Source organism: Pseudomonas sp. B6(2017) (assembly GCF_002112765.1).
GTDB classification, from domain to species: Bacteria; Pseudomonadota; Gammaproteobacteria; order Pseudomonadales; family Pseudomonadaceae; genus Aquipseudomonas; species Aquipseudomonas piscis.
Genome location: NZ_NEIQ01000012.1, coordinates 24,533 through 43,741 on the forward strand (window position 1 = coordinate 24,533; position 19,209 = coordinate 43,741).

23 protein-coding genes are annotated in these 19,209 nt (G+C 63.9%); 10 read left to right on the forward strand and 13 right to left on the reverse strand.

The annotated features are described in order from the left end of the window. Nucleotides 1–38: 38 nt before the first annotated feature. Both CAG11_RS20610 and CAG11_RS20615 read right to left on the reverse strand, forming a co-directional pair. Entirely contained in the window at nucleotides 39–1,262 is a 1,224-nt protein-coding gene (locus tag CAG11_RS20610) for a zinc-dependent alcohol dehydrogenase (RefSeq protein ID WP_085597695.1), read from the reverse strand. 108 nt (nucleotides 1,263–1,370) lie between these two features. Further along, complete coding sequence (locus CAG11_RS20615; protein ID WP_085597696.1) at nucleotides 1,371–1,592, reverse strand: PLDc N-terminal domain-containing protein; 222 nt, start codon at nucleotides 1,590–1,592, stop codon at nucleotides 1,371–1,373. Between the two features lie 194 nt (nucleotides 1,593–1,786). Here CAG11_RS20615 and CAG11_RS20620 point away from each other — a divergent pair, with 194 nt between their 5' ends. Further along, a complete protein-coding gene (locus CAG11_RS20620) occupies nucleotides 1,787–2,062 on the forward strand; it encodes a hypothetical protein (protein WP_085597697.1) in 276 nt (91 codons plus the stop codon). 204 nt (nucleotides 2,063–2,266) lie between these two features. Here the strand turns inward: CAG11_RS20620 and CAG11_RS20625 are convergent, their stop codons facing one another. The 4 genes from CAG11_RS20625 to CAG11_RS20640 are packed head-to-tail and all read right to left on the reverse strand — an operon-like array spanning nucleotide 2,267 to nucleotide 6,912. Beyond that, nucleotides 2,267–3,355: a M28 family peptidase gene (locus tag CAG11_RS20625; protein WP_085597698.1), complete on the reverse strand. Its 1,089-nt coding sequence runs from the start codon at nucleotides 3,353–3,355 to the stop codon at nucleotides 2,267–2,269. Then, on the reverse strand, nucleotides 3,352–4,533 hold the full coding sequence (locus CAG11_RS20630; protein ID WP_085597699.1) for a carboxylate-amine ligase: 1,182 nt from the start codon (nucleotides 4,531–4,533) through the stop codon (nucleotides 3,352–3,354). Before CAG11_RS20630 ends, CAG11_RS20625 begins: the two co-directional genes overlap by 4 nt. A 12-nt stretch (nucleotides 4,534–4,545) precedes the next feature. Continuing rightward, nucleotides 4,546–5,526 (reverse strand): class I SAM-dependent methyltransferase, encoded by a 981-nt coding sequence (locus tag CAG11_RS20635; RefSeq protein WP_085597700.1) that lies wholly within the window; start codon nucleotides 5,524–5,526, stop codon nucleotides 4,546–4,548. A 15-nt stretch (nucleotides 5,527–5,541) separates the two neighbouring features. Then, complete coding sequence (locus CAG11_RS20640; protein WP_085597701.1) at nucleotides 5,542–6,912, reverse strand: iron-containing redox enzyme family protein; 1,371 nt, start codon at nucleotides 6,910–6,912, stop codon at nucleotides 5,542–5,544. 211 nt (nucleotides 6,913–7,123) lie between these two features. Between CAG11_RS20640 and CAG11_RS20645 the strand changes: the two genes are divergently transcribed. From CAG11_RS20645 to CAG11_RS20660, 4 genes are all read left to right on the forward strand, one after another. Continuing rightward, complete coding sequence (locus CAG11_RS20645) at nucleotides 7,124–7,738, forward strand: Yip1 family protein (RefSeq protein ID WP_085597702.1); 615 nt, start codon at nucleotides 7,124–7,126, stop codon at nucleotides 7,736–7,738. A gap of 89 nt (nucleotides 7,739–7,827) precedes the next feature. Beyond that, complete coding sequence (locus tag CAG11_RS20650) at nucleotides 7,828–8,331, forward strand: DUF4142 domain-containing protein (protein ID WP_053129707.1); 504 nt, start codon at nucleotides 7,828–7,830, stop codon at nucleotides 8,329–8,331. A 91-nt stretch (nucleotides 8,332–8,422) separates the two neighbouring features. Further along, entirely contained in the window at nucleotides 8,423–8,800 is a 378-nt protein-coding gene (locus CAG11_RS20655) for an NUDIX hydrolase (protein ID WP_085597703.1), read from the forward strand. A 117-nt stretch (nucleotides 8,801–8,917) separates the two neighbouring features. Continuing rightward, the gene (locus CAG11_RS20660; protein ID WP_143494693.1) at nucleotides 8,918–9,289 is read left to right on the forward strand and encodes a hypothetical protein; all 372 of its coding nucleotides are present in this window, start codon (nucleotides 8,918–8,920) and stop codon (nucleotides 9,287–9,289) included. A gap of 17 nt (nucleotides 9,290–9,306) precedes the next feature. On the opposite strand, the gene cyoE is transcribed toward CAG11_RS20660, so the two are convergent. From cyoE to CAG11_RS20690, 6 genes are all read right to left on the reverse strand, one after another. Beyond that, nucleotides 9,307–10,188, reverse strand: coding sequence for a heme o synthase (gene cyoE / locus CAG11_RS20665; protein WP_085597854.1), 882 nt, complete (start codon nucleotides 10,186–10,188; stop codon nucleotides 9,307–9,309). 14 nt (nucleotides 10,189–10,202) lie between these two features. Further along, complete coding sequence (gene cyoD / locus CAG11_RS20670; RefSeq protein WP_065365316.1) at nucleotides 10,203–10,541, reverse strand: cytochrome o ubiquinol oxidase subunit IV; 339 nt, start codon at nucleotides 10,539–10,541, stop codon at nucleotides 10,203–10,205. Between the two features lies 1 nt (nucleotide 10,542). Further along, complete coding sequence (gene cyoC / locus CAG11_RS20675) at nucleotides 10,543–11,157, reverse strand: cytochrome o ubiquinol oxidase subunit III (protein ID WP_085597705.1); 615 nt, start codon at nucleotides 11,155–11,157, stop codon at nucleotides 10,543–10,545. Nucleotides 11,158–11,159: 2 nt separating this feature from the next. Continuing rightward, nucleotides 11,160–13,133 (reverse strand): cytochrome o ubiquinol oxidase subunit I, encoded by a 1,974-nt coding sequence (gene cyoB, locus CAG11_RS20680; RefSeq protein WP_085597706.1) that lies wholly within the window; start codon nucleotides 13,131–13,133, stop codon nucleotides 11,160–11,162. Further along, nucleotides 13,123–14,034, reverse strand: a complete 912-nt coding sequence (gene cyoA, locus CAG11_RS20685; protein WP_085597707.1) for a ubiquinol oxidase subunit II — start codon at nucleotides 14,032–14,034, stop codon at nucleotides 13,123–13,125. Before cyoA ends, cyoB begins: the two co-directional genes overlap by 11 nt. A 203-nt stretch (nucleotides 14,035–14,237) precedes the next feature. Next, nucleotides 14,238–14,444: a metallothionein gene (locus tag CAG11_RS20690; RefSeq protein ID WP_085597708.1), complete on the reverse strand. Its 207-nt coding sequence runs from the start codon at nucleotides 14,442–14,444 to the stop codon at nucleotides 14,238–14,240. 243 nt (nucleotides 14,445–14,687) lie between these two features. Here CAG11_RS20690 and CAG11_RS20695 point away from each other — a divergent pair, with 243 nt between their 5' ends. Together CAG11_RS20695 and CAG11_RS20700 are read left to right on the forward strand one after the other, a co-directional pair. Further along, nucleotides 14,688–14,999, forward strand: a complete 312-nt coding sequence (locus tag CAG11_RS20695) for a hypothetical protein (protein ID WP_085597709.1) — start codon at nucleotides 14,688–14,690, stop codon at nucleotides 14,997–14,999. A gap of 271 nt (nucleotides 15,000–15,270) precedes the next feature. Beyond that, nucleotides 15,271–15,603 (forward strand): hypothetical protein, encoded by a 333-nt coding sequence (locus CAG11_RS20700; protein ID WP_085597710.1) that lies wholly within the window; start codon nucleotides 15,271–15,273, stop codon nucleotides 15,601–15,603. A gap of 65 nt (nucleotides 15,604–15,668) precedes the next feature. Here CAG11_RS20700 and CAG11_RS20705 read toward each other — a convergent pair whose 3' ends face one another. Further along, entirely contained in the window at nucleotides 15,669–16,205 is a 537-nt protein-coding gene (locus CAG11_RS20705; RefSeq protein WP_085597711.1) for a hypothetical protein, read from the reverse strand. A 257-nt stretch (nucleotides 16,206–16,462) separates the two neighbouring features. On the opposite strand from CAG11_RS20705, the gene CAG11_RS20710 reads away from it, so the two are divergent. The 3 genes from CAG11_RS20710 to CAG11_RS20720 all read left to right on the forward strand — a co-directional run bounded on the left by CAG11_RS20710 (nucleotide 16,463) and on the right by CAG11_RS20720 (nucleotide 19,166). Beyond that, nucleotides 16,463–17,020, forward strand: a complete 558-nt coding sequence (locus CAG11_RS20710) for an ATP-dependent Clp protease proteolytic subunit (RefSeq protein ID WP_085597712.1) — start codon at nucleotides 16,463–16,465, stop codon at nucleotides 17,018–17,020. Nucleotides 17,021–17,122: 102 nt separating this feature from the next. Next, complete coding sequence (locus CAG11_RS20715; protein ID WP_085597713.1) at nucleotides 17,123–17,803, forward strand: polysaccharide lyase family 7 protein; 681 nt, start codon at nucleotides 17,123–17,125, stop codon at nucleotides 17,801–17,803. A gap of 10 nt (nucleotides 17,804–17,813) precedes the next feature. Beyond that, the gene (locus CAG11_RS20720; RefSeq protein WP_085597714.1) at nucleotides 17,814–19,166 is read left to right on the forward strand and encodes a sodium:proton antiporter; all 1,353 of its coding nucleotides are present in this window, start codon (nucleotides 17,814–17,816) and stop codon (nucleotides 19,164–19,166) included. Nucleotides 19,167–19,209: the final 43 nt, after the last annotated feature.

Here is a 19,209-nt window from a genome sequence, read left to right on the forward strand (position 1 = left end):
TGCTCCACAGGCTCCTCCGCGACCGCCAGCGGCGGCCCTCAGACCACCAGTCCCGCAGCCCCCGGCAACGGCTCGGGCACGGGGGCCTGCTCCAGCCCCGGCACCAGCACCACCTTGCGGCACTCGTCCTGGCCCTTGTCGAACAGTTCGTAGCCCCGCGCCGCCTGCTCCAGGGAGAGCCGATGCGTGATGATCACCTCGGGCCGCAGGCGGCCGCGTTCGATATGTTCGAGCAGCTCGGGCAGGTAACGTTGCACATGGGTCTGGCCCATCTTGAACACCAGTCCCTTGTCGAAGGCATCACCGAACATGAAGCCATGGATGAAACCGGCATAGACCCCGGCCACGCTGACCACTCCGCCACGGCGCACGGCGGCGATGCACTGGCGCAGGGCCTTGCCGCTGCTGCCTTCGAGCTTGAGCGTGGACAACACGGTTTCGGTGGTGCTGCCCTTGGCCTCGAAGCCCACGGCGTCGATGACGCCATCGACCCCGCGCATGCCGACGGTCTGGCGAACGATGGTATCGGCCGGATCGTCGTCCTCCCCGAAATTGATGGGGATGATCCCGTAGGTACGCCGGGCATACTCCAGGCGATAGGCATGCTGGTCGACCATGAAGATCCGCTCCGCACCCAGCATCCTGGCACAGGCCGCGCACAACAGGCCTACCGGCCCTGCTCCGTAGATCGCCAGGCTGCTGCCTTCACCGATGGCAGCGTTGCACACCGCCTGCCAGGCCGTGGGCAGGATGTCCGAAAGAAACAGCACCTGGTCGTCCGCCAGGGTGCCAGGCACCCGGAATGGCCCGGTATTGGCCTTGGGCACCCGCACCAGCTCCGCCTGCCCGCCCGGAATGCCGCCGTACAAGCGGCTGTAGCCAAACAACGCGGCTCCCGGCGGGATGGCTTTCTTGTTGAGGATCGCACCGCGACCATCGTTGGTGGTCTCGCACGCCGCATACAACTGGTGCTGGCAGAAGAAACAGTCGCCGCAGGCGATCACGAAAGGGATCACCACCCGATCGCCACGCCGCACCCGGGTCACCTCCGGTCCCACCTCCTCGACTATGCCCATGAACTCGTGGCCGAACACGTCGCCATGTTCCACCGTGGGGATCTTGCCTCGGTACAGATGCAAGTCGGAGCCACAAATGGCTGTCGCAGTGACTCGCAGGATGATGTCGTCGGGCTGTTCGATACAGGGATCAGGCAAGGTTTGCACCGTCACCTTGTGAGCGCCCTGGTAGGTCATGGCACGCATCGGGTTTCCTCCTGGCCCCGGCCTGGATGCCGGGGCTCTTGGCGTTAGGGGGGAACTAAACGCTCTGGGGTTCCTTCGCCTGCGGTAGGCAGCGGATGAATGGTCGGCCTAACCCTTGCTGTGCTCGGGTGAGGACGGCCCCTTGGTCACGCCCCGCGGCCCGAGCACGCCCCACAGCCCAAGCCCAAGCACAGGCAGCAGGACCACCAAGGCCGTCCACAAGGCTTTGCTACCTGAGGAATTGTCGCTGCGCCATATGCTGTTGATGGCCCATAGATCGAGCAACACGAGGATCGCGCAGAGGCCGATCCATAGATAACTTGCGAGCATGATGCACCTCCGGGTTGATGCTTCTTTAGGCTCGAGGCGCATGTCCAGGGTTCACTGAATCTTTCATTCATGCACCCCGGCGGACCTGGCTGCGAAATAGCGAATCTTCCATGCCGGGCAATGGTCGACTGCAGTACCGCGACTGCAAGCGGCAACCTCTATCACCCCATCTAGCGCTGAGCGGAGAGCGACGAATGGACTACCTGGATGCACTGCAATGGCCAGCCATGCTGGTGACGGTGCTCGCGGCCTGGCTGATCGGCTCGCTACGCCCCGGGCGCCGAATGACCGGTTTCATCTGCTTCATGCTCAGCAACCTGCTGTGGATCGCCTGGGGCCTGTATGCCCACGCCTATGCCCTGGTGATCCTGCAGTGCTGCCTGGGGCTGATGAACCTGCGCGGGCTGGGCAAGAATGCCCGGCAACGCGAGACCGCCAAGCGGCCTGGACAAGGCTCGCCAGTACCCTAGTACCAGTCAGCCGAGCGAAGGCATCCTCTGCTGGAGCAGCCACTCGACGCTCGATTGCTCGCGATGGTGATTAACGGTAGCGCGTGCTTACTGGATAAACACAGGGCCCTGAAGTCCATCGCGGGCAAGCCTCGCTCCTACCCTTTCCTCAACTGAACGGCATGACGCCAGGTACCGGGCCAGGCGGATCGGCAAGGGGCGCGGTTAGGGACGATGCCCCAGGTATTCGGCCAGGGTACGGGCGCAGGCATCGATGGCGCCATCCAGCACCAGCTCGTAGCCATGGGTGTTCTCGGTGGCGATCCCCAGGCACCCCGCTTGCCCGCACAGGCCGCTACTGAGCACCGCGCTGGCATCGGAGGCGAAGTCCACCAGCAGGGCATACTGCGGCGTCAACCCGCAACGCTGCGCGGCATCGGCCAAGCCCGTGACCACCGAGCGGCTGTAGTAGCCCTTCCCGTCACCGGTGTTGATGATCGGATCCAGGCTCAATCGCGTCGCATACTCTTCAAGCACCGGGCCGACCTCCACCGCGATGCTGGTATCGCAGGCCAGGTGCGCAGCGGCATACATGGCCCCCGCGTTGGACTCTTCCTCGCAGGTGGTCAGCACCAGGTACACCTCGTGTTCCAGGCGCCCGCGCCGGTCGGCGAGCAACCGCGCACATTCCAGCACTGCCGCCAGCGGCGCCCGATCGTCCATGAAATGCGCGGCGATGGCATCCCCCACGCGCCAGGGGCTGCGCCAGTGCTGGCTCAGGACCACCCGCGTGCCCGGGCGCACGCCCTGGGCGCGCAGCTGCTGCGGGCAACAGCGGGTGATGACGTGTACATCCTTCCAGTGCACGTTGCCCGAAACCACGTCGCGCCCCTGGGGCGAGCCCGGCGTGGCATGCATCGAGCCGAAGGACAATACCCCCGGCAAGATCGCCTGGTCGCCGAGGATGTCCAGCGGGCACATGCCGAAGTTCACCGGATTGGCCCCTCCCAGGGCCACCACCTGCAGGGTGCCGTCAGGCATGACCCGCTTGACCACCATGGCGATCTCGTCCATGTGTGCCATCACGCAGATTCCCGATCCGGCACGTGGCGCGCCGTGGCCGGCGAACCGGCCGATGACGTTGCCTGCGGGATCGATCCGGGTCTCGTCGCAATAGCGCCGCAGGTGCTCGACGCAGATAGCCCGGACTTCGTCTTCCTGGCCACCCGGGCCGCGAGCCAGCAGCAGGCGCTGGAGCAGTTCCGGGCAGGCTTGGGGCCCCTCGGTGGGCGATGCGGCGGGTGCGACATTCATATTGGCTTTCCTTCGTTCATGGAGGCATGGGTCGTTTCCGGTCCTGGATCGCGGCTTTCCTGCAGCAGCAGGTCGACCACCGCCCGACAGCGGGTTTCGCGGTCCGCTTCTGCGGGTTGGGCGGCATGGCAACGCAGTTGCCGTTCAGCGCTGCAACCACCCCGCAGCAGCTGGCGCGCGCGTTCGAACAGCGACTCTTCGCCCAGGGCTTGCGCAGTGGCGCCAAATACCTGTTCAGCCAGGTCCAGCCATCGCCCAAGGTCCATCGGTGCCTGGTCCGGGCTCATCAGGTAGCGGCCCTGGGCTCCCCGGCGCCGGGCCTGGACACGGTTCTCCTTGAGCAGCCAGCGCCGGGCCTGGGTGTACTGGCTGCCCGCCGCGGGCGACAGGCAGGCATGTCGGACCATCACCGCGAACAGTCCGGCGAGGGTCTGGGCATCCGCGACCCGCGGGCAGGCATCGGTCATGCGCAGTTCCAGGGTCGGGTAGCGCAACGCCGGGCGAATGCCCCACCAGGCATTGTCCTCGGCACCCAGCGCGCCAATGCCGCGCAACAATCGCAGGTAGTCGTCATAGGCCTGGTGATCGTGCAGGTACTCGGGGATACCCATGCGCGGCCATTCATCGCAAGCGACCTGGCGGTAGCTGAGATAGCCACTGTCATGGCCTTGCCAGAATGGCGAGGACAGGCTCAACGCCAGCAACAACGGTGTCCAGGGCAAGACTTCGTTCATCACCGCGATCCGGTCCACCGCCGCCGGCACTTGGGCATGCACATGCAAGCCACTGAGCACGCTGCGCCGGGCCGCCAGGGCGAATTCGTCGAACAGCTGGCGAAAATGCGCCTGCGGCGTCGCCCGCTGCTCGTGCCAGTCAGCCAGCGGATGACTGCCGGCACAGATAAACCCCAGGCCGTGGCTGGCCAGGGCCTGGTCCAGGGCCGAGCGTACCTGGCGCAGGTAGGCGCCGGCCTGGGCGCTGTGGTCGAACACTGGCGAGGCGACCTCGATCTGCCCCTGGAACATCTCGTAGGCGAAGTTCTGGCCAAGGGCTTCGCGGCAGTCGCGCAGTACCTCGGGCGGTGGCTCGGCAACCATGCGTCGACTCCCAAGATCGGTGAGCAGGTACTCCTCCTCGATGCCCAGGCATTGCGGTTGGCCAGGGTCGAAAGCGCTCATGCCGTGCTCGCCTCAGGCCAGGCGAGTGACGGTCAGGGCCACCACGGCAATGCGCTCGACTTGTTCATAGCCTTGCTGTTCCAGCTCCTCGCCGAATACATCGGGGTCCAGTTCCTGGTAGGTCCAGCCGTAGCGCTCGCCTTGCAGCAACGCACGGGCGGCATCCAGGAACGGATCGCGACCGCGAACCATCGCCACCCCGGTGTACAGCAGCAAGGTTCCCTGTGGCTCCAGGCGCGGCAGCGCCTGGGCCAGGATGCGTAGCGACAGGTGCTCGCCCAGGGCCCCGCCGCCATGGCGATAGGCGCGCTGGCGAGGGTCCCGCATGTAGGGCGGGTTGGCCAGGATCAGGTCGAAATTCCCCTCGACACCGTCCAGCACATCGCTGTGATAGACGCCGACATTGCCGACCCCGGCCAATTCGGCATTGATTGCGCAGTAGCGCAAGGCTCGCGGATTGATATCCAGGGCCAACACCTGGGCCTCGGGCCGGGCACGCGCCACCAGCAAGGCCCCCGCTCCGGTGCCGCAGCCGATGTCGGCCACCCGCCGCACGACGGTGAAGCGCTGTTGCAGGCAGGCCTCGATCAGGCGTGCGAAACGATAGGTATCCGGGCCGAAGAACACCGCCTCGGCATCGTCGGTCGGATAGGCCGAGTGCACGAGCAGCAGCTCGTCCAGGCTCGACCAACGCACCGTGCTGTGCAGCCGCCCCGCCTCGGCCTGGATGATCCCGGCCTGGTACAAGAGATCCAGTTCCGTGGCCTCGAACAGGCTGGCGGCGAACGGCCGCGACCAGCCGAACACATCACGCAGGTCGGCGCTGCACGCGGCGTCCGGGCGCCGGTTGACCCGCTGGTGCGTGGCCGGGGTGGGCGTGACGAAGCGATAGCCCGCCGCTTGCAGGCGTCGCCCCAGTTGCAGCAAGGCCTGGTCGGCCTGGGGCCGGCTCGCCTGGCGCGGCGGACGGAAGGATGAAGGGCGTTGGTTCATGGCAGGCTCCCGAGGTCAGCGCAGGCGGTGGCGTAGATCGATGAAGGTGCGCGTGGCGAACAATCCCGCCGGCCGGCAATGCCGGGGCGCCGCCAGCCAGGGCAGCAGCAATTGCAGTTGCCGTTCGGCGTCTTGCTCGTGCAGCGCCTGGCGCAATGCCCGGGTCTCCGGATCCTGATCGTTGCGCTCCGGCAGGCCGTGGGACTGGATCCGGCGCTTGGGCGAAGGGTAGCGACCGACATCCCAGTCGCCGGCGATCCAGTCATGCAGCAGCTGTTTTTCATAGCCGCTGAACACACCGAACATGGCCGCGCCATGCCCGTGGACCAACTGCCAGAAGCGGCTGTCCTGCGGATCGTGGTTACGCTTGATCCAGCCCTTGTCCTGCAGGGCTTGCAGGAAGCCACGGATCTGCCCCGGCTGGTCCAGCCACTGGTTCACGCTCTTGCCATCGAAACGGCAGTAATCGCCATGCATGTGCCGTCCCGCCAGGCGCTTGCGCTCGAGCATCGCCACCAGCTCGCGCTCCAGGTCGAATGCCTTGATCACCGCTGCGGATCCCAGGCCCAGGTCGTTGAGCTGGTAGCCACGGGATACCCGACGCCAGAACTCCCCACCCTCCATGCCCACCGGCTGCAAGTCCCACAGCGCTTGCACGGCCTTGCGCGCATGCCCGCTGCTGGCATTGTCGATGGTCACGTGCAAGGTGAAGTAGTAGGGATCGATGCCCAACTCGTTCAACTCGTAGGCGCTGATCAACAGGTGCAAGGGCAACTGTTCATACCCCAGGTTGTAGCCCAGCACCTCCGGCATGAACGACTCGGCGCAATGGCCGAGGGCCAGCTGGATCGCCCCTTGGCGATAGTGCTCGTCGCTCAGGCCCGGGTCGCTGTCGCAGCCCTGCTCGGCCAGCAGCCTACGGTACAAGGCCACATGATTCTGCGCCGCCTCACCCTCGCCCAGCTCCTCCAGGTAGGTGCTGACCAGGCCGTCGTAGCGGTAGTCCCGCCAATGCGCCAACACCCCGTGCAACCAGGCGCCATCCACCAGCTTGGTAGGCGCCACGCCCTGCAGGAAGTACAAGGCATGGGCCTTGTTGCCGAAGAACCGCCGCCCGGCCCCCTGCCGGCGCTGGTCCAGGTAGTCGGCATATTGCCGGCTGACCGCCTGGCAGTTGTCCTCGACCATGGCCATCAGTTGCCCGGGATCGCCGGGCAGCACTTGGACCGCCGGATCCAGGCTTTGCAATTGCCGCTCCAGGAACTCCTGGCCCAGGCTGGGTGCCTGGGCATCGCCAGGCTCCAGCAACTGGTGGTACAGGCTCCGCAAGGGGGCATCGTGAGGTAACGCCGTCGGGCTACCGTGGAAAACTTCCAGCAGGCTCATGGCAGGCTCCTTGGATCAACACCAGCATCATTCGGGGGCGACAGGGTGTACGCCTTTCAAAGGCAGAGCGGCCACAGCGGCAAAAGATTCCATCGCGTTGCGCCAAGCACGGATGACCGGTGCCTTGAGGGATAAAACTTGAACCGCCGGATGCGCGCCCGCCTCCATATGCCAAGAAGCCGTGACACGGCATTCGCGTATCGGAGGTCCCATGAAAACCCACTTCGTCAAGCTACTGACCCAGCCGGAATCGGCCTGGGTCCAGATCCGTTCCGAAGAACAACGCAAGCCGCGGCAATACCTGCCCCACCTGCTGCTCTGGGCCCTGGTTCCCGCCCTTTGCCTGTTCATTGGCGTGACCCAGGTCGGCTGGAGCCTGGTCGATGCCGAACGGGTGCGCCTGAGCCTGGACAGTGCCATGCAGCTGGCCTTGCTGCTCTACCTGACCGCCCTGCTGGGCACCCTGCTGATGGGCGGATTCATCCGCTGGATGTCGCGCTCGTTCGAGGCCCGGCCGACACTCAACCAGTGCGTTGGCTTCGCCGCCTACACTGCCACGCCCTACTTCATCGCCGGCATCAGCGGCCTGTATCCCAGCCGCTGGCTGGCGGTGGCGGCTCTGCTGGCGGCCAGTGCCTATGCCAGTTACTTGCTGCTGGTGGGCCTGCCGAAGTTCATGTACCTGAACCAGGAGCGCGGGCGCTTGTATGCCGCCTCGGTCTGGGGCGTGGGCCTGCTGGTGCTGGTGACCATCCTGGTGAGCATGATCCTGTTCTGGTTCAACGTGCTGGCCCCCCAATACCTGCGCCCACTGGCGGCGCTTTGAACATGGGGCGAAAAAACTAAACCATTGGCCATGCTCCGTGTTCAACAGTAGGGCGACGCCTTTGTCGCGCCCTCCCTAAGGAGAATCTTATGAACCATAAACTCATGCGCCAACTGGGACTGTCGTTATTGCTAACCGTCAGCGGTTGCGGCCTGGCGCTGGCGGCCGGCAGCAGCGACTTCGTCGATGAAGCGGCCCAGGGCGGCATCAACGAGGTGGAGAGTGCCAAGCTGGCGCTGGAGAAAAGTACCGCCACCGACGTCAAGGCCTTCGCCCAGCAGATGGTCGACGACCACACCAAAGTCAACCAGGAACTGATGAACCTGGCCCACAAGCTCGATATCAAGGTGCCGGACGAAGCCTCGCTGACCGCCCGGGCGAAGAAGATGATCCTGGAAATGCGCGACGAGTCCTTCGACCAGGCCTATATCGATAGCCAGGTCGAGGCCCACGAGAAAACCGTGGCGCTGTTCGAAAAAGAGTCGCAGTCCAAGGACGACGCCCAGCTCAAGGCTTTCGCCCAGAGCACCCTGCCCCAACTGCGCATGCACCTGGACATGGCCAAGCGCTTGCAGACCCAGCACGCCAAATGACGCTGTGGTTGCTCCGGACATCACGCAGCCATGCCGTGCGGCTGCGTGCTGCCCCGTACTGGTCCCATGACGGCTACTCGCGAAGACAAGCATGAAACAACGCGCCACCGTGATCTGCTGCCAGGACCGGCAATGGTTGTATGTACGCAAGTCCAAGGCCGACTGGACCCTGCCGGGTGGGCGTATCGAGCCTGGCGAGACTCCCGCCGAGGCTGGCTGGCGTGAGCTGCAAGAAGAAACCGGGATTACCGCCCGGGACTTGCGCTACCTGATGCGCTATCACGATGGCGACTGCCTGCACCACGTGTTCCAGGCGCGCCTGGAGGAGCGGGAGCACCCCGTGCCCGCCAACGAGATCGCCGATTGCCGGTGGCGGCGAGTCGATCGCCAATCGTCAGTCAAGCCGCGCATCCGCCGGCTGATCGCCTCGGTCACGGCGCATTATCCCGACTTGCCGGTCGATCGCTGAGTGCAATTGCCATTCGTCGAGCCCCAGGCAACTTATTCAAACTTTGCCCACCAACGCCTCCTCCCACTCTATAAGGGGTCGCTACCCGGCCCTGGATACAGCACGAGGAACCTGCGAATGAAAACTCCCATTGCAAAACTCCTGATGGCGGTTGGCCTGGCTTGCGCCTGCAGCGGACCGATTTGGGCGGCCGGTACGGGCGCCAGCCCCAGCACCGGAGGCTCGTCTTCATCTTCCGGCGCCAACGATCCGGGGCCTGCCATGCCCCCTGCGGCCCTTCCCGGAGGTCCCCAGGGAGGCAACGGTGGCGATGCCAATGGCAGCAGCACCACCCCGGGCTCCGACCACGGCGGCAGCGAGAGCGGCGGTACTGGCAGCGGCAATGCAGGAGGAACAAGCGGGGGTGGCTCGGGCGGCAATGGCAGTACGGGCTCCGGCGGTTCCGGTAGTGCCGGTGGTGCCGGTGGTGCCGGTGGTGCCGGTGGCTGAGACGCTGTACCCCGGGGTCAGCCGCCCAGGGCGGGTGTCCCCCCGGCATCGAGCGACAGTCCCGGATGAGCCGTGGACATCATCAGGCTGCTGGCCAGGACCAGGATGATCGACCAGCCGAATATCCGCCGTGCCCAACGCCGTCCCTCGCCATGGCCAGGTCGCGCCAAGGCCACTGCCAGCCAGCAGCTTCCCAGGCCGCCGATCACCAGGAACCATGCCATGCTCATGGCGCTGCTCAAGCCCAGCACCACGGCGCTGAGGACGAAGGCCAGGATGCCGATCACGATCTGGCGCTGACCACGCGCCATCGTCAGGATCGGCAAACCGGCGGCACGCAGGTCCTCTCTGCGATACTGGGCAATGGCATGGGCATGGGGAATCTGCCAGCAACAGAACATCACCAGCAGCCAAAAGGCCGGGGCGTCGAAATGTGCACTGACCGCGCAATAGCCGATCACTGGCGGCATCGCCCCGGCCAGGCTGCCCACTGGCGTGCCGTACAGCGAGCGCCGCTTGAACCATAGGCTGTAGAAACCCACATAGAACAACAGCCCAAGCCCTGCCAGGGCGGCGGCCAGGTCGTTGCAGCAGCGCTGCAGCACCACCAGGCCCAGGCTGGCCAGGAGTACGCCGTAGACACTGGCCAGCCCTAGGGGACAAGCCCCCAGCGCCATGACACGGTGACAGGTGCGGACCATGCGGCGGTCGATATCGCGGTCGATGCAATTGTTCAGCACACATCCGCCGGCCACCACCAGCGTGGTGCCCAGGACCGTGGCCAGCAGGACTCGCGGCTCGTACCACTGGCCCCGGGACGCAAGGAAGTACCCCCCGAGTACCGCGATCAGGTTGCCGGCCACGATCCCCGGCTTGACCAGTTGCCAGGCCATGGTCATCAGCGCGGCGCCGTTCAATGGGCGAGCATGTTGTGATGGATGCTGTTCATGATCCACAGCGAAAGCCCTACCAGCAGGAAGATCACCACCGCGGAAAAAATCAGCGCAGTGAGGTTCCAGCGCTGCTCGGTGGCGGTATCCAGGTGCAGGAAATAGCGCAGGTGGACCAGGATCTGGATCACCCCCAGCCCCACCACCGCCCATAGCGTGACATTGCGCGGCAAGCTGGGGTACATCACCAGCGCGAAGGGAATCAGGGTCAGTACCAGCGACAGGGCGAAACCGACCAGGTAGGAACGCCGGCTGCCATGGCTGGAGCCAGCGCTGCTGCGTACGGAACTCTGGGTATACATATCAGGCCACTCCAAGCAGGTAGACGACGGTGAAGACACAGATCCAGATCACGTCCAGGAAGTGCCAGAAAAGGCTCAGGCAACTCAGGCGCGTGGCCTGGATGGCGCCCAGGCCACGGGAATGCACTTGCCACATCAACACCGCCATCCACACCAGGCCGCAGGCCACGTGCAGGCCGTGGGTGCCCACCAGGGTGAAGAAAGCGCTGAGGAAGGCACTGCGATCCGGCCCGTGACCTTCGCTGATCAGTTGGTGGAACTCATTGATCTCCATGGCGACGAAACCCAGGCCCAGCAGCGCGGTCAGGCCCAGCCAGCGCAACACCTGGGTCCGCTGGTCGCGGTTCATGGCCAGCATGGCGAAGCCGTAGGTGATGCTGCTCAAGAGCAGCAACAAAGTCTCGGCCAGCACATAGGGCAGCTCGAAGACGTCCATGGTCGACGGACCGCCAGCCACGCTGTCACGCAGCACCGCGTAGCTGGCGAACAGCGTGGCGAACAAGATGCAGTCGGTCATCAGGTAGACCCAGAACCCGAAGAGGCGCAGGGAGCCTGCATCTTCATGCCCCTGTTCATGGGAATGGGCGATGTCTTTTTCCAGCACGATATTGACCATGTTCAAGCCTCCGCCAGGTCTGCGAGCCGGGCCTTCTCGATCCGCGCCACTTCGTCGGCGGGAATGAAGTAGTCGGTATCCTCATCGTTGCTGCGCACCACCAGGGCGACCATCGTGGCCGCCAGGCTGGCCAGCGCCAGCCACCAGATGTGCCAGACCAGCGCGAAACTGCAGACCAGGGCGAAGGCACTCATGACCAGCCCGGCCGAGGTGTTGCGCGGCATGTGTATGGCCCGGTAGTCGGTACGGTTGAGGGTGCTGGTGCCGCGCTCCTTCATGCCCCAGTAGGCGTCGAGGTCGTCGACCACCGGTTGTTCGGCGAAGTTGTACAGCGGCGGTGGCGAGGTGGTCGCCCATTCCAGGGTCCGGCCATCCCAGGGGTCGCCGCTGCGGTCGCGGTTGGCCCGACGGTCGCGCACGCTGACCCACAGTTGCAGGAGCTGGCAGGTGACGCCACAGAGGATGATGCCCACGCCGATCAGCTCGAGCATCAGCCAGGGACGCCACTCGGGGTTGTCGAAGTGGTTGAGGCGCCGAGTCATGCCCATGAACCCCAGCACGTAGGACGGCATGAAGGCGAAGTAGAAGCCCACCAGCCAGCACCAGAACGACAGGCGTCCCAGGCGGTCATCGAGGGTGAAGCCGAAGGCCTTGGGAAACCAGTAGGTCAGCCCCGCCATGTAGCCGAACACTGCACCGCCAATGATCACGTTATGGAAGTGGGCGATCAGGAACAGGCTGTTGTGCAGCATGAAGTCGGCCCCCGGCACCGCCAGCAGGACCCCGGTCATGCCGCCGATGCTGAAAGTGACGATGAAACCCATGGTCCACAGCATCGGCGTGGCGAAACGTACGCGGCCGCGGTACATGGTGAACAGCCAGGTGAAGATCTTCACCCCGGTGGGCACGGCGATGATCATCGTCATGATGCCGAAGAAGGCGTTGACGTTGCCGCCGGCGCCCATGGTGAAGAAATGATGCAGCCAGACGATGAACGACAAGATGGTGATGGCGATGGTGGCCCAGACCAGCGACACGTAGCCGAACAGGCGCTTGCTGCTGAAGGTCGCGGCGATCTCCGAGAAGACGCCGAACGCCGGCAGGATCAGGATGTACACCTCCGGGTGGCCCCAGGCCCAGATCAGGTTGACGTACATCATCGGGTTGCCGCCGGCCTCGTTGGTGAAGAAGTGCATGCCCAGGTAGCGGTCCAGGGACAGCATCAGCAAGGTCGCGGTGAGGATCGGGAACGCCGCCAGGATCAGCACCGCGGTACACAGCGAGTTCCAGGTAAACACCGGCATCTTGAACAGGGTCATGCCGGTGGTGCGCATCTTCAGGATGGTGACGAAGAAATTCACCCCGGTGAGCAAGGTGCCGATCCCGGAGATCTGCAAGGCCCATATGTAGTAGTCCACCCCGACTCCGGGGCTGTAGCCCAGCTCCGACAACGGTGGATAGGCCACCCACCCGGTCCGGGCGAACTCCCCCACGCCCAGGGAAATATTGACCAGTGCCGCGCCGGCGACGAACAGCCAGAAGCTCAGGGCATTGAGAAAGGGATAGGCCACATCGCGAGCGCCGATCTGCAGCGGCACCACGAGGTTCATCAGACCGGCCACGAACGGCATGGCCATGAAGAAGATCATGATCACGCCATGGGCGGTGAAGATCTGGTCATAGTGTTCCGGCGGCAAGTAGCCCGGCCCGCCGGAGGCCGCCATCGCCTGCTGGGTGCGCATCATGATGGCGTCGGAAAAACCGCGCAGCAGCATCACCAGCGCCACCAGGATATACATGACGCCGATCTTCTTGTGGTCCACCGTGGTCAGCCATTCGCGCCACAGGTAGCCCCACTTGCGCTGGTAGGTGACGGCGCCAAGCACCCCGAGGCCGATGAGGCCGACCACCAGCAGGGTGTACATGATGATGGGTTCGCCGGTGGGCACCGCATCCCAGGTCAATTTACCGAACATCGTCCGAACTCCTTGTTTCGCCCAGGGGGTTGTCGGCGCGGGCCGCCTGGCGGGCGCTGCCACGGGCCTTGTTCATGCCTTCGTACTTGTCGACGATGACCTGGAACAGGCCCGGCTCGACGCTGGCGTAGTGCTGGATGGGGTGGCCGAGGGTGGGTCGGGCCAGCACGGCGTAGCTTTGCTGATCGAGGCGCAGCGGCCCCTGGCGCACCCTCTGGACCCAGGCCTCGAATTGCGCCGGCGTCTGGGACTGGGTGGTGAAATGCATGTCGGAGAAGCCCGGGCCGTTGTAGTTGGCGGCGATCCCGCGGAATTGCCCGGTTTCATTGGCGATCAGGTGCAAGCGGGTCTGCATGCCGGCCATGGCGTAGATCTGTCCACCCAGCGCCGGAATGAAGAACGAGGTCATCGCGGCGTCCGAGGTGATGGTAAAACTCACCGGGGTATGCACCGGCAGCGCCAGTTCATTGACCGAGGCGATCCCCAGGTCCGGATAGATGAACAGCCATTTCCAGTCGGTGGCCACCACCTGCACGTTCAGCGGCGGATTATCGGAAGCGATGGGTTTGTACGGATCCAGGGAGTGAGTGGTGCGCCAGGTGACGATGCCCAGTATCACGATGATCAACAGCGGCACGCCCCAGACCACCGCCTCGATCCGATGGGAACTGGCCCAGCCCGGCGAATAGCGCGCCCGCTTGTTGGTCGAGCGATAACGCCAGGCGAACACGAACATCAGCACGATGGCGGGAATCACCACCAGTAACATCAGCGCTGTGGCCAGGATGATCAGGTTGCGCTCGTCGGTGGCGATCTGGCCCTTGGGATTGAACACGATCAAGTTGCAACCGGATAAAAGACTGCAAGCAGCCGCCAACAGAAATCTATTGATAGTTTGCACTGTGAAGTTACCCCACAGTTGATAGTCTCAAGCGGCGCGAAACATTACGCCGCCCCATGATTTTTATTTTCTGTAGCCGCACGAACTGGCCATCGCAAGTTTGGATTAATCAGCCAGCCAGTTAGCTATCGAATGACTTTTAGCCTAGCTAGTTATACTTTCCATAATCAGCATGGATTCATATCCAGGAACTTCGGCGATAATCAGGCAATGGGGCCAACCCCTGCTTCACCACCATTGGCGGCCTCCTCGTCGCAGTGGCAATCGAGGTTGGTACAGGGCTCCCCACGGGGGTGATGATCAGCGCAGGCCTGGCAACAATAGGCCTTGCCGTCGCGCTCGAAAGGCTGTTGGGGATCGATCGGAATGTGACATCCAGGACAGGCGCAGCGCTTGGTCTCATCATTCATGGGGATTCTCCTGTTGATTTATCGAAGTTGTTCCAACCCTCTCGGGAACGCTTGGTCAACATTTGAAGGAGAGTTCTGGCCGATGGTTTAAATATTTTGCTACAACCCGGACGAGTGGTACTGGTAGCCCAATGACAGCAATTTGTTAAACCTTCCGTCGACACTTCTATAAACCAATAAAACACTCCACCAAGTCCGCCCTATACTGGCCAACTTGATTATCCGAAATCAGGAGGAACACCCATGAACCGGGGAAAAGTCTACGCGGCCTGGAAAACCCAGTCCCTGCCGGAGGCGTGCCATGAGCGCATGCTGGACAACGGCTGCCAGATGGATGTCCGAGCCCGCGAACTGCCTGGCGGCGACGTCGAATTGATGGTCTGCGTATATACCGCCCAAGGCCGGTGCATAGCCGAACGTTCGAGCCGTCTGCCCGGCAGCGAATGGTGCCTGGAGCACGCCTTGCGTCGCGGGGTGGACCAGGCCCAACGCATCGCCGGCGGCGAATCGGGACGCTTGCACTGCATCGACCCGACGCAGGACGAAGCGCTTTGAGTCCCTGCGGCCCGAGCTATGGCCAAGCCCTTGGCAAGCCTGCTTTTACTCAGAACTGATTTATTGGATAAGTCGATTTTTCAACCGGAGCCAGCATGTAAATCCAACGATTTTTCAGATGTTTATTTTTGCAGTACGTCCCTTGGCCGCCCGGTCAGATTATTACCAGTGCACGACAACGCGCATTGCCGAACCCGAGTCCGAAGCGCCCCGCAACCCTCTTTGGCGGTGGCGACACACTCCATCCACTCAAGATAAAAGGGACGACGTCATGTACAGCACCGACCAGCGCTTCCAGCTCCGCGCCTGCCGCAAATTTGCCCTCGAACAGAACCAGCGCCTGTTCAAGCAGGCCCATGACCTGAACCAGCAAGCCTATCAACTGCTGGAGCAGGCCCAGCCGGATCTAGAAACCTTCGAGCGCTATCACCTGTTGCGCAACAAGGCCGAGGAAAAATTCCACGAGGCCAGCGAACACCTGCGGCTGATCAACCAGGAATTCGCCGACAACCAAAGTCAGGCTCCAGCCCCTCTGCCCTTTACTCACGCCCAGTCTCGCCAGCGTCAACAGCCAAGACCGATCCTGCAGCACACCGGTCGCTAAGCCCGGGCCCACGCAGTTCCTGCGCCAGCGGTGCGCCCTGTACGGGCAGCCGCTGCCCCCCCCTTTCAACTCCCCGGGTTGGTCAGTTGGATATAGCTCGACCAGCCTCCCAGCAGCAACCAGAAGATCGCGAAGATCCAGGGTGTGCGCAGGGAAAACAGCAGCGACTTGCGATAGCCCCGGTGGGTCGACTCGCTTTCGCAGAACAGTGGCGACTCGTCATAGGCCAGGCCCATCAGCGGCTCGCTGCGCAGCAATTGCGCCTGCTTGAAATACCAGTGGTCGATGATGTCGTAGGCGGCACGGATGCCCGGCCAGGCATTGAGCGTCGTGAGGATACCCAGCAGGGCCAGCAAGGGCGGCACCAGCAAGGTGAACAGCTTGCCCCACTCGGGGTTCAGGTTTGACATGCACGAGGCGAAGGCGATCACCAGGAACGATTGCGCCGCCAGATAGGCATCGGTGCGGTTGGCCAGAATGCTGGTCTCGTACTGGATTTCCCGCCGATAAAAGTCCAGGCGCTCCTTGGGCGAACCGAACATCAAGGCATTGTGTTCGCTCAGTTCGGTGTCATCCGTCTGGGACGTCAGGATACGGGGCACGGCAATCTCCAGGGGTTGGGTCGATGATGGCGGCCCATGTAGGGCCAGCGGCCGGATGCCTGGGCCGCACGCACATGCATTAGGTCCGCAGCCCCAGGCGATGTTCAATCCGGTTTGCCAGGCCGGTCGATTCGGGGTTGCCCCGGGGACCTTCCCGGGCCTGTCTGCGGCAGAGCAGAACGTTTGAACCTTCGTCGGCGAGCCAGGCTCAACCAACAGGTAGAACGCCTACCTGAACGCCATGGGGAGAAAGTCCTATGACCGAACACATCGTTCATTTCCATTGCCAGATCGACCAGAGCACCAGCGAACGTTTTCGCGACTCGTGCCTGCAAGCCATCGAAGAAGGCGCCAGCTCGCTGCTGCTGAACCTGTCGACCACCGGCGGCAGCACCAACTTCGGCTTCACCCTCTATACCTTCCTCAAGTCCTTGCCGGTGCCCTTGTGCGCGATCAATGCGGGCAACATCGAATCCATGGGGATCATCCTGTTCCTGGCGGCCAACCGGCGCATCACCACGCCTCATTCACGCTTCCTGATCCATCCGATGAACTGGTATTTCAGCCAGAACTCGGTGGATCACCAGCGCCTGCGCGAGTACCTGTCGAGCCTGGACAACGACCTGGCGCGCTACGTGAAGATCTACGAGATCGAGACCGCTGCCGCCGAAACCCAGCTGGACATCTTCAAATGCCTGTCGGCCGAGGAAAAGGTCATCGCCGCCCATGAGTCGCTGGCCTACGGTATCGCCCACGAGGTGCGCCAGCCCGTGTTCGCCGACGACCTCAAGCACTGGAAGGTCAGCGGTGCCTAGGCGCGACCACCCGGCAGACTACGGGAACGGCCGCTGGCCTATGGCGTCATCCCGTTGAATGACCCTGAACCACAAGCCGCTTGCAGCGACGAGGAGTTCCCCATGGCAGTCGATATCCTTCCCTTCATGATTACCACCCCGGTTGCCAGTTCGCCGGGCAACCCCGTGGCCCTGGAGCTGATGGGCGCCCAGGCCCTGGCCCGGGTGCCCCAGGTCATCAGCCAATTGCCCGACGGCTCGATCCGCATGAGCGCGCCGACCCGTGGCGCCTCCAGCAAGAGCACCCACCGCACCCGTTGCGAATGGAAGGAGCCGCTGTACTGGTCCCTGGCCAGCGCCAACCTGCATGTCAACCGCCAGGTCATGCGCCTGGAGCAGGTCAATTCGGCGCAAAAAGTGGTGATTTCGCAAATGCACGTCAAGGACGACGACAGTCCGGCGGTCAAGGTGTTCTGGAACAAGGGCAGGATCACCTGGGGCTTTCGCGCCAGCTTCGACCAGGGCGAACCGGCCACCCGCATCATCGCCACCAACGTGCCGTTGCAGGTTCCCTTCGAAATCACCCTGAGCGCCACCACCGCTGGCCTGGTCCTGGTGGTGGTGACCTGCAACGGCGTCACCAGCGCCAGTACTCCAGGGCAATTGGACAGTAGTTGGAACGACCGCCGTTTCGACTTCCACGGCGGGGTCTACAACCAGGTCGACTACAGCGACAGCACCCCCGCCAGCGACGGCTCGGTGTGCATCATCAGCGAGCTGCAAGTCAGCCATACACTGGGTTGAAGCACAGGCCATGAGTTTTACGATCTGGGTCGCGGTGCTCGGTGCGGTGCTGCTGATCCTCGCCCTGACCTCCTCCTACCTGCGCTGGCTGCCGATCACCACCTCGGTGGTGTGCCTGGCCCTGGGCGTGCTCATTGGCCCGGGTGGAGTCGGCTTGCTGCAACTGGATATCCGCCAGGCGGCGGACTGGATGGAGAACCTGACCGAGGTGGCGCTGCTGTTCTCGCTGTTCGTCAGTGGCCTCAAGCTGCGGCTGCCGCTGGCCGACCGCAGCTGGTGGGTGGCCTTCGGCCTGGCTGGACCGGTGCTGGGCCTGGGCATCCTCGGTGTCGCGCTGGTGCTGCACGTCTTGCTGGATCTGGACTGGAGCTTCGCCCTGCTGCTCGGGGCGATCCTGGCGCCCACCGACCCGGTGCTGGCCTCCATGGTCCAGGTCAACGATGCCCAGGATCACGACCGGGTGCGCTTCGGCTTGTCCGGTGAGGCCGGGCTCAACGATGGCGTGGCCTTCGCCTTCGTGATCCTCGGGGTACTGCTGCTCAAGCAGGACAGCGCCCCGCAGCACTGGCTGGCGGACTGGATGCTCTACAGCCTGCTCTGGGCGATACCGGCCGGCCTGCTCTGTGGCTATGGCCTGGGCCATGGCCTGGGGCGCCTGACCTTGCGCCTGCGTATCCGCCACGCCGACAGTAGCGTCTCGCCCAACGACTACCTGAGCTTCGCCCTGATCGCCCTGGCCTATGTCGCGGCGGAACTGGTGCACGGCTACGGCTTCCTCTCGGTGTTCGCCGCCGGCCTGGGGTTGCGCCAGGCCGAAGTCCATGCCAGCAGCGCCGGCCACCCACCGGCGGAGCATCTGGTGCAGCCGGTGGTCGGCCACCTGCACGGCGACCCAGGCCAATCCGTGCACGGCGATGTCCAGGCCCTGGAAGAACGCCAAGTGGCGGCCGGCATCATGCTCGGTGACATGCTGTCGTTCGGCAGCCTGGTGGAGCGGGCCATGGAAGTGTTCATCGTCACCTTGCTGGGAGTGGTACTGCCGGCCCATTGGGATTGGCGGGCGTTGCTGCTGGGGGCACTGCTGTTCCTGGTGGTACGGCCCCTGAGCGTGCTGGCGATGCCCTGGGGCGCCCTGCTCGACCGCCACCAGCGCCTGCTGCTGGGCTGGTTCGGGATTCGCGGCATCGGCAGTCTGTACTACTTGTTCTATGCCCTGAACCACCAACTCGAACCGGCGCAGGCGACACTCAGCATCCAGCTCACCCTGTCGGTGGTGGCGTTGAGCATCCTGGTCCATGGCCTCAGCACCCAGCCATTGCTGCTGCACTACCAACGCTGTCGCCAGCAGGCCGAACGACGATAAAAACTGAACCGCGCCATCGCCGCTCTCCTCAATATGCTGACGT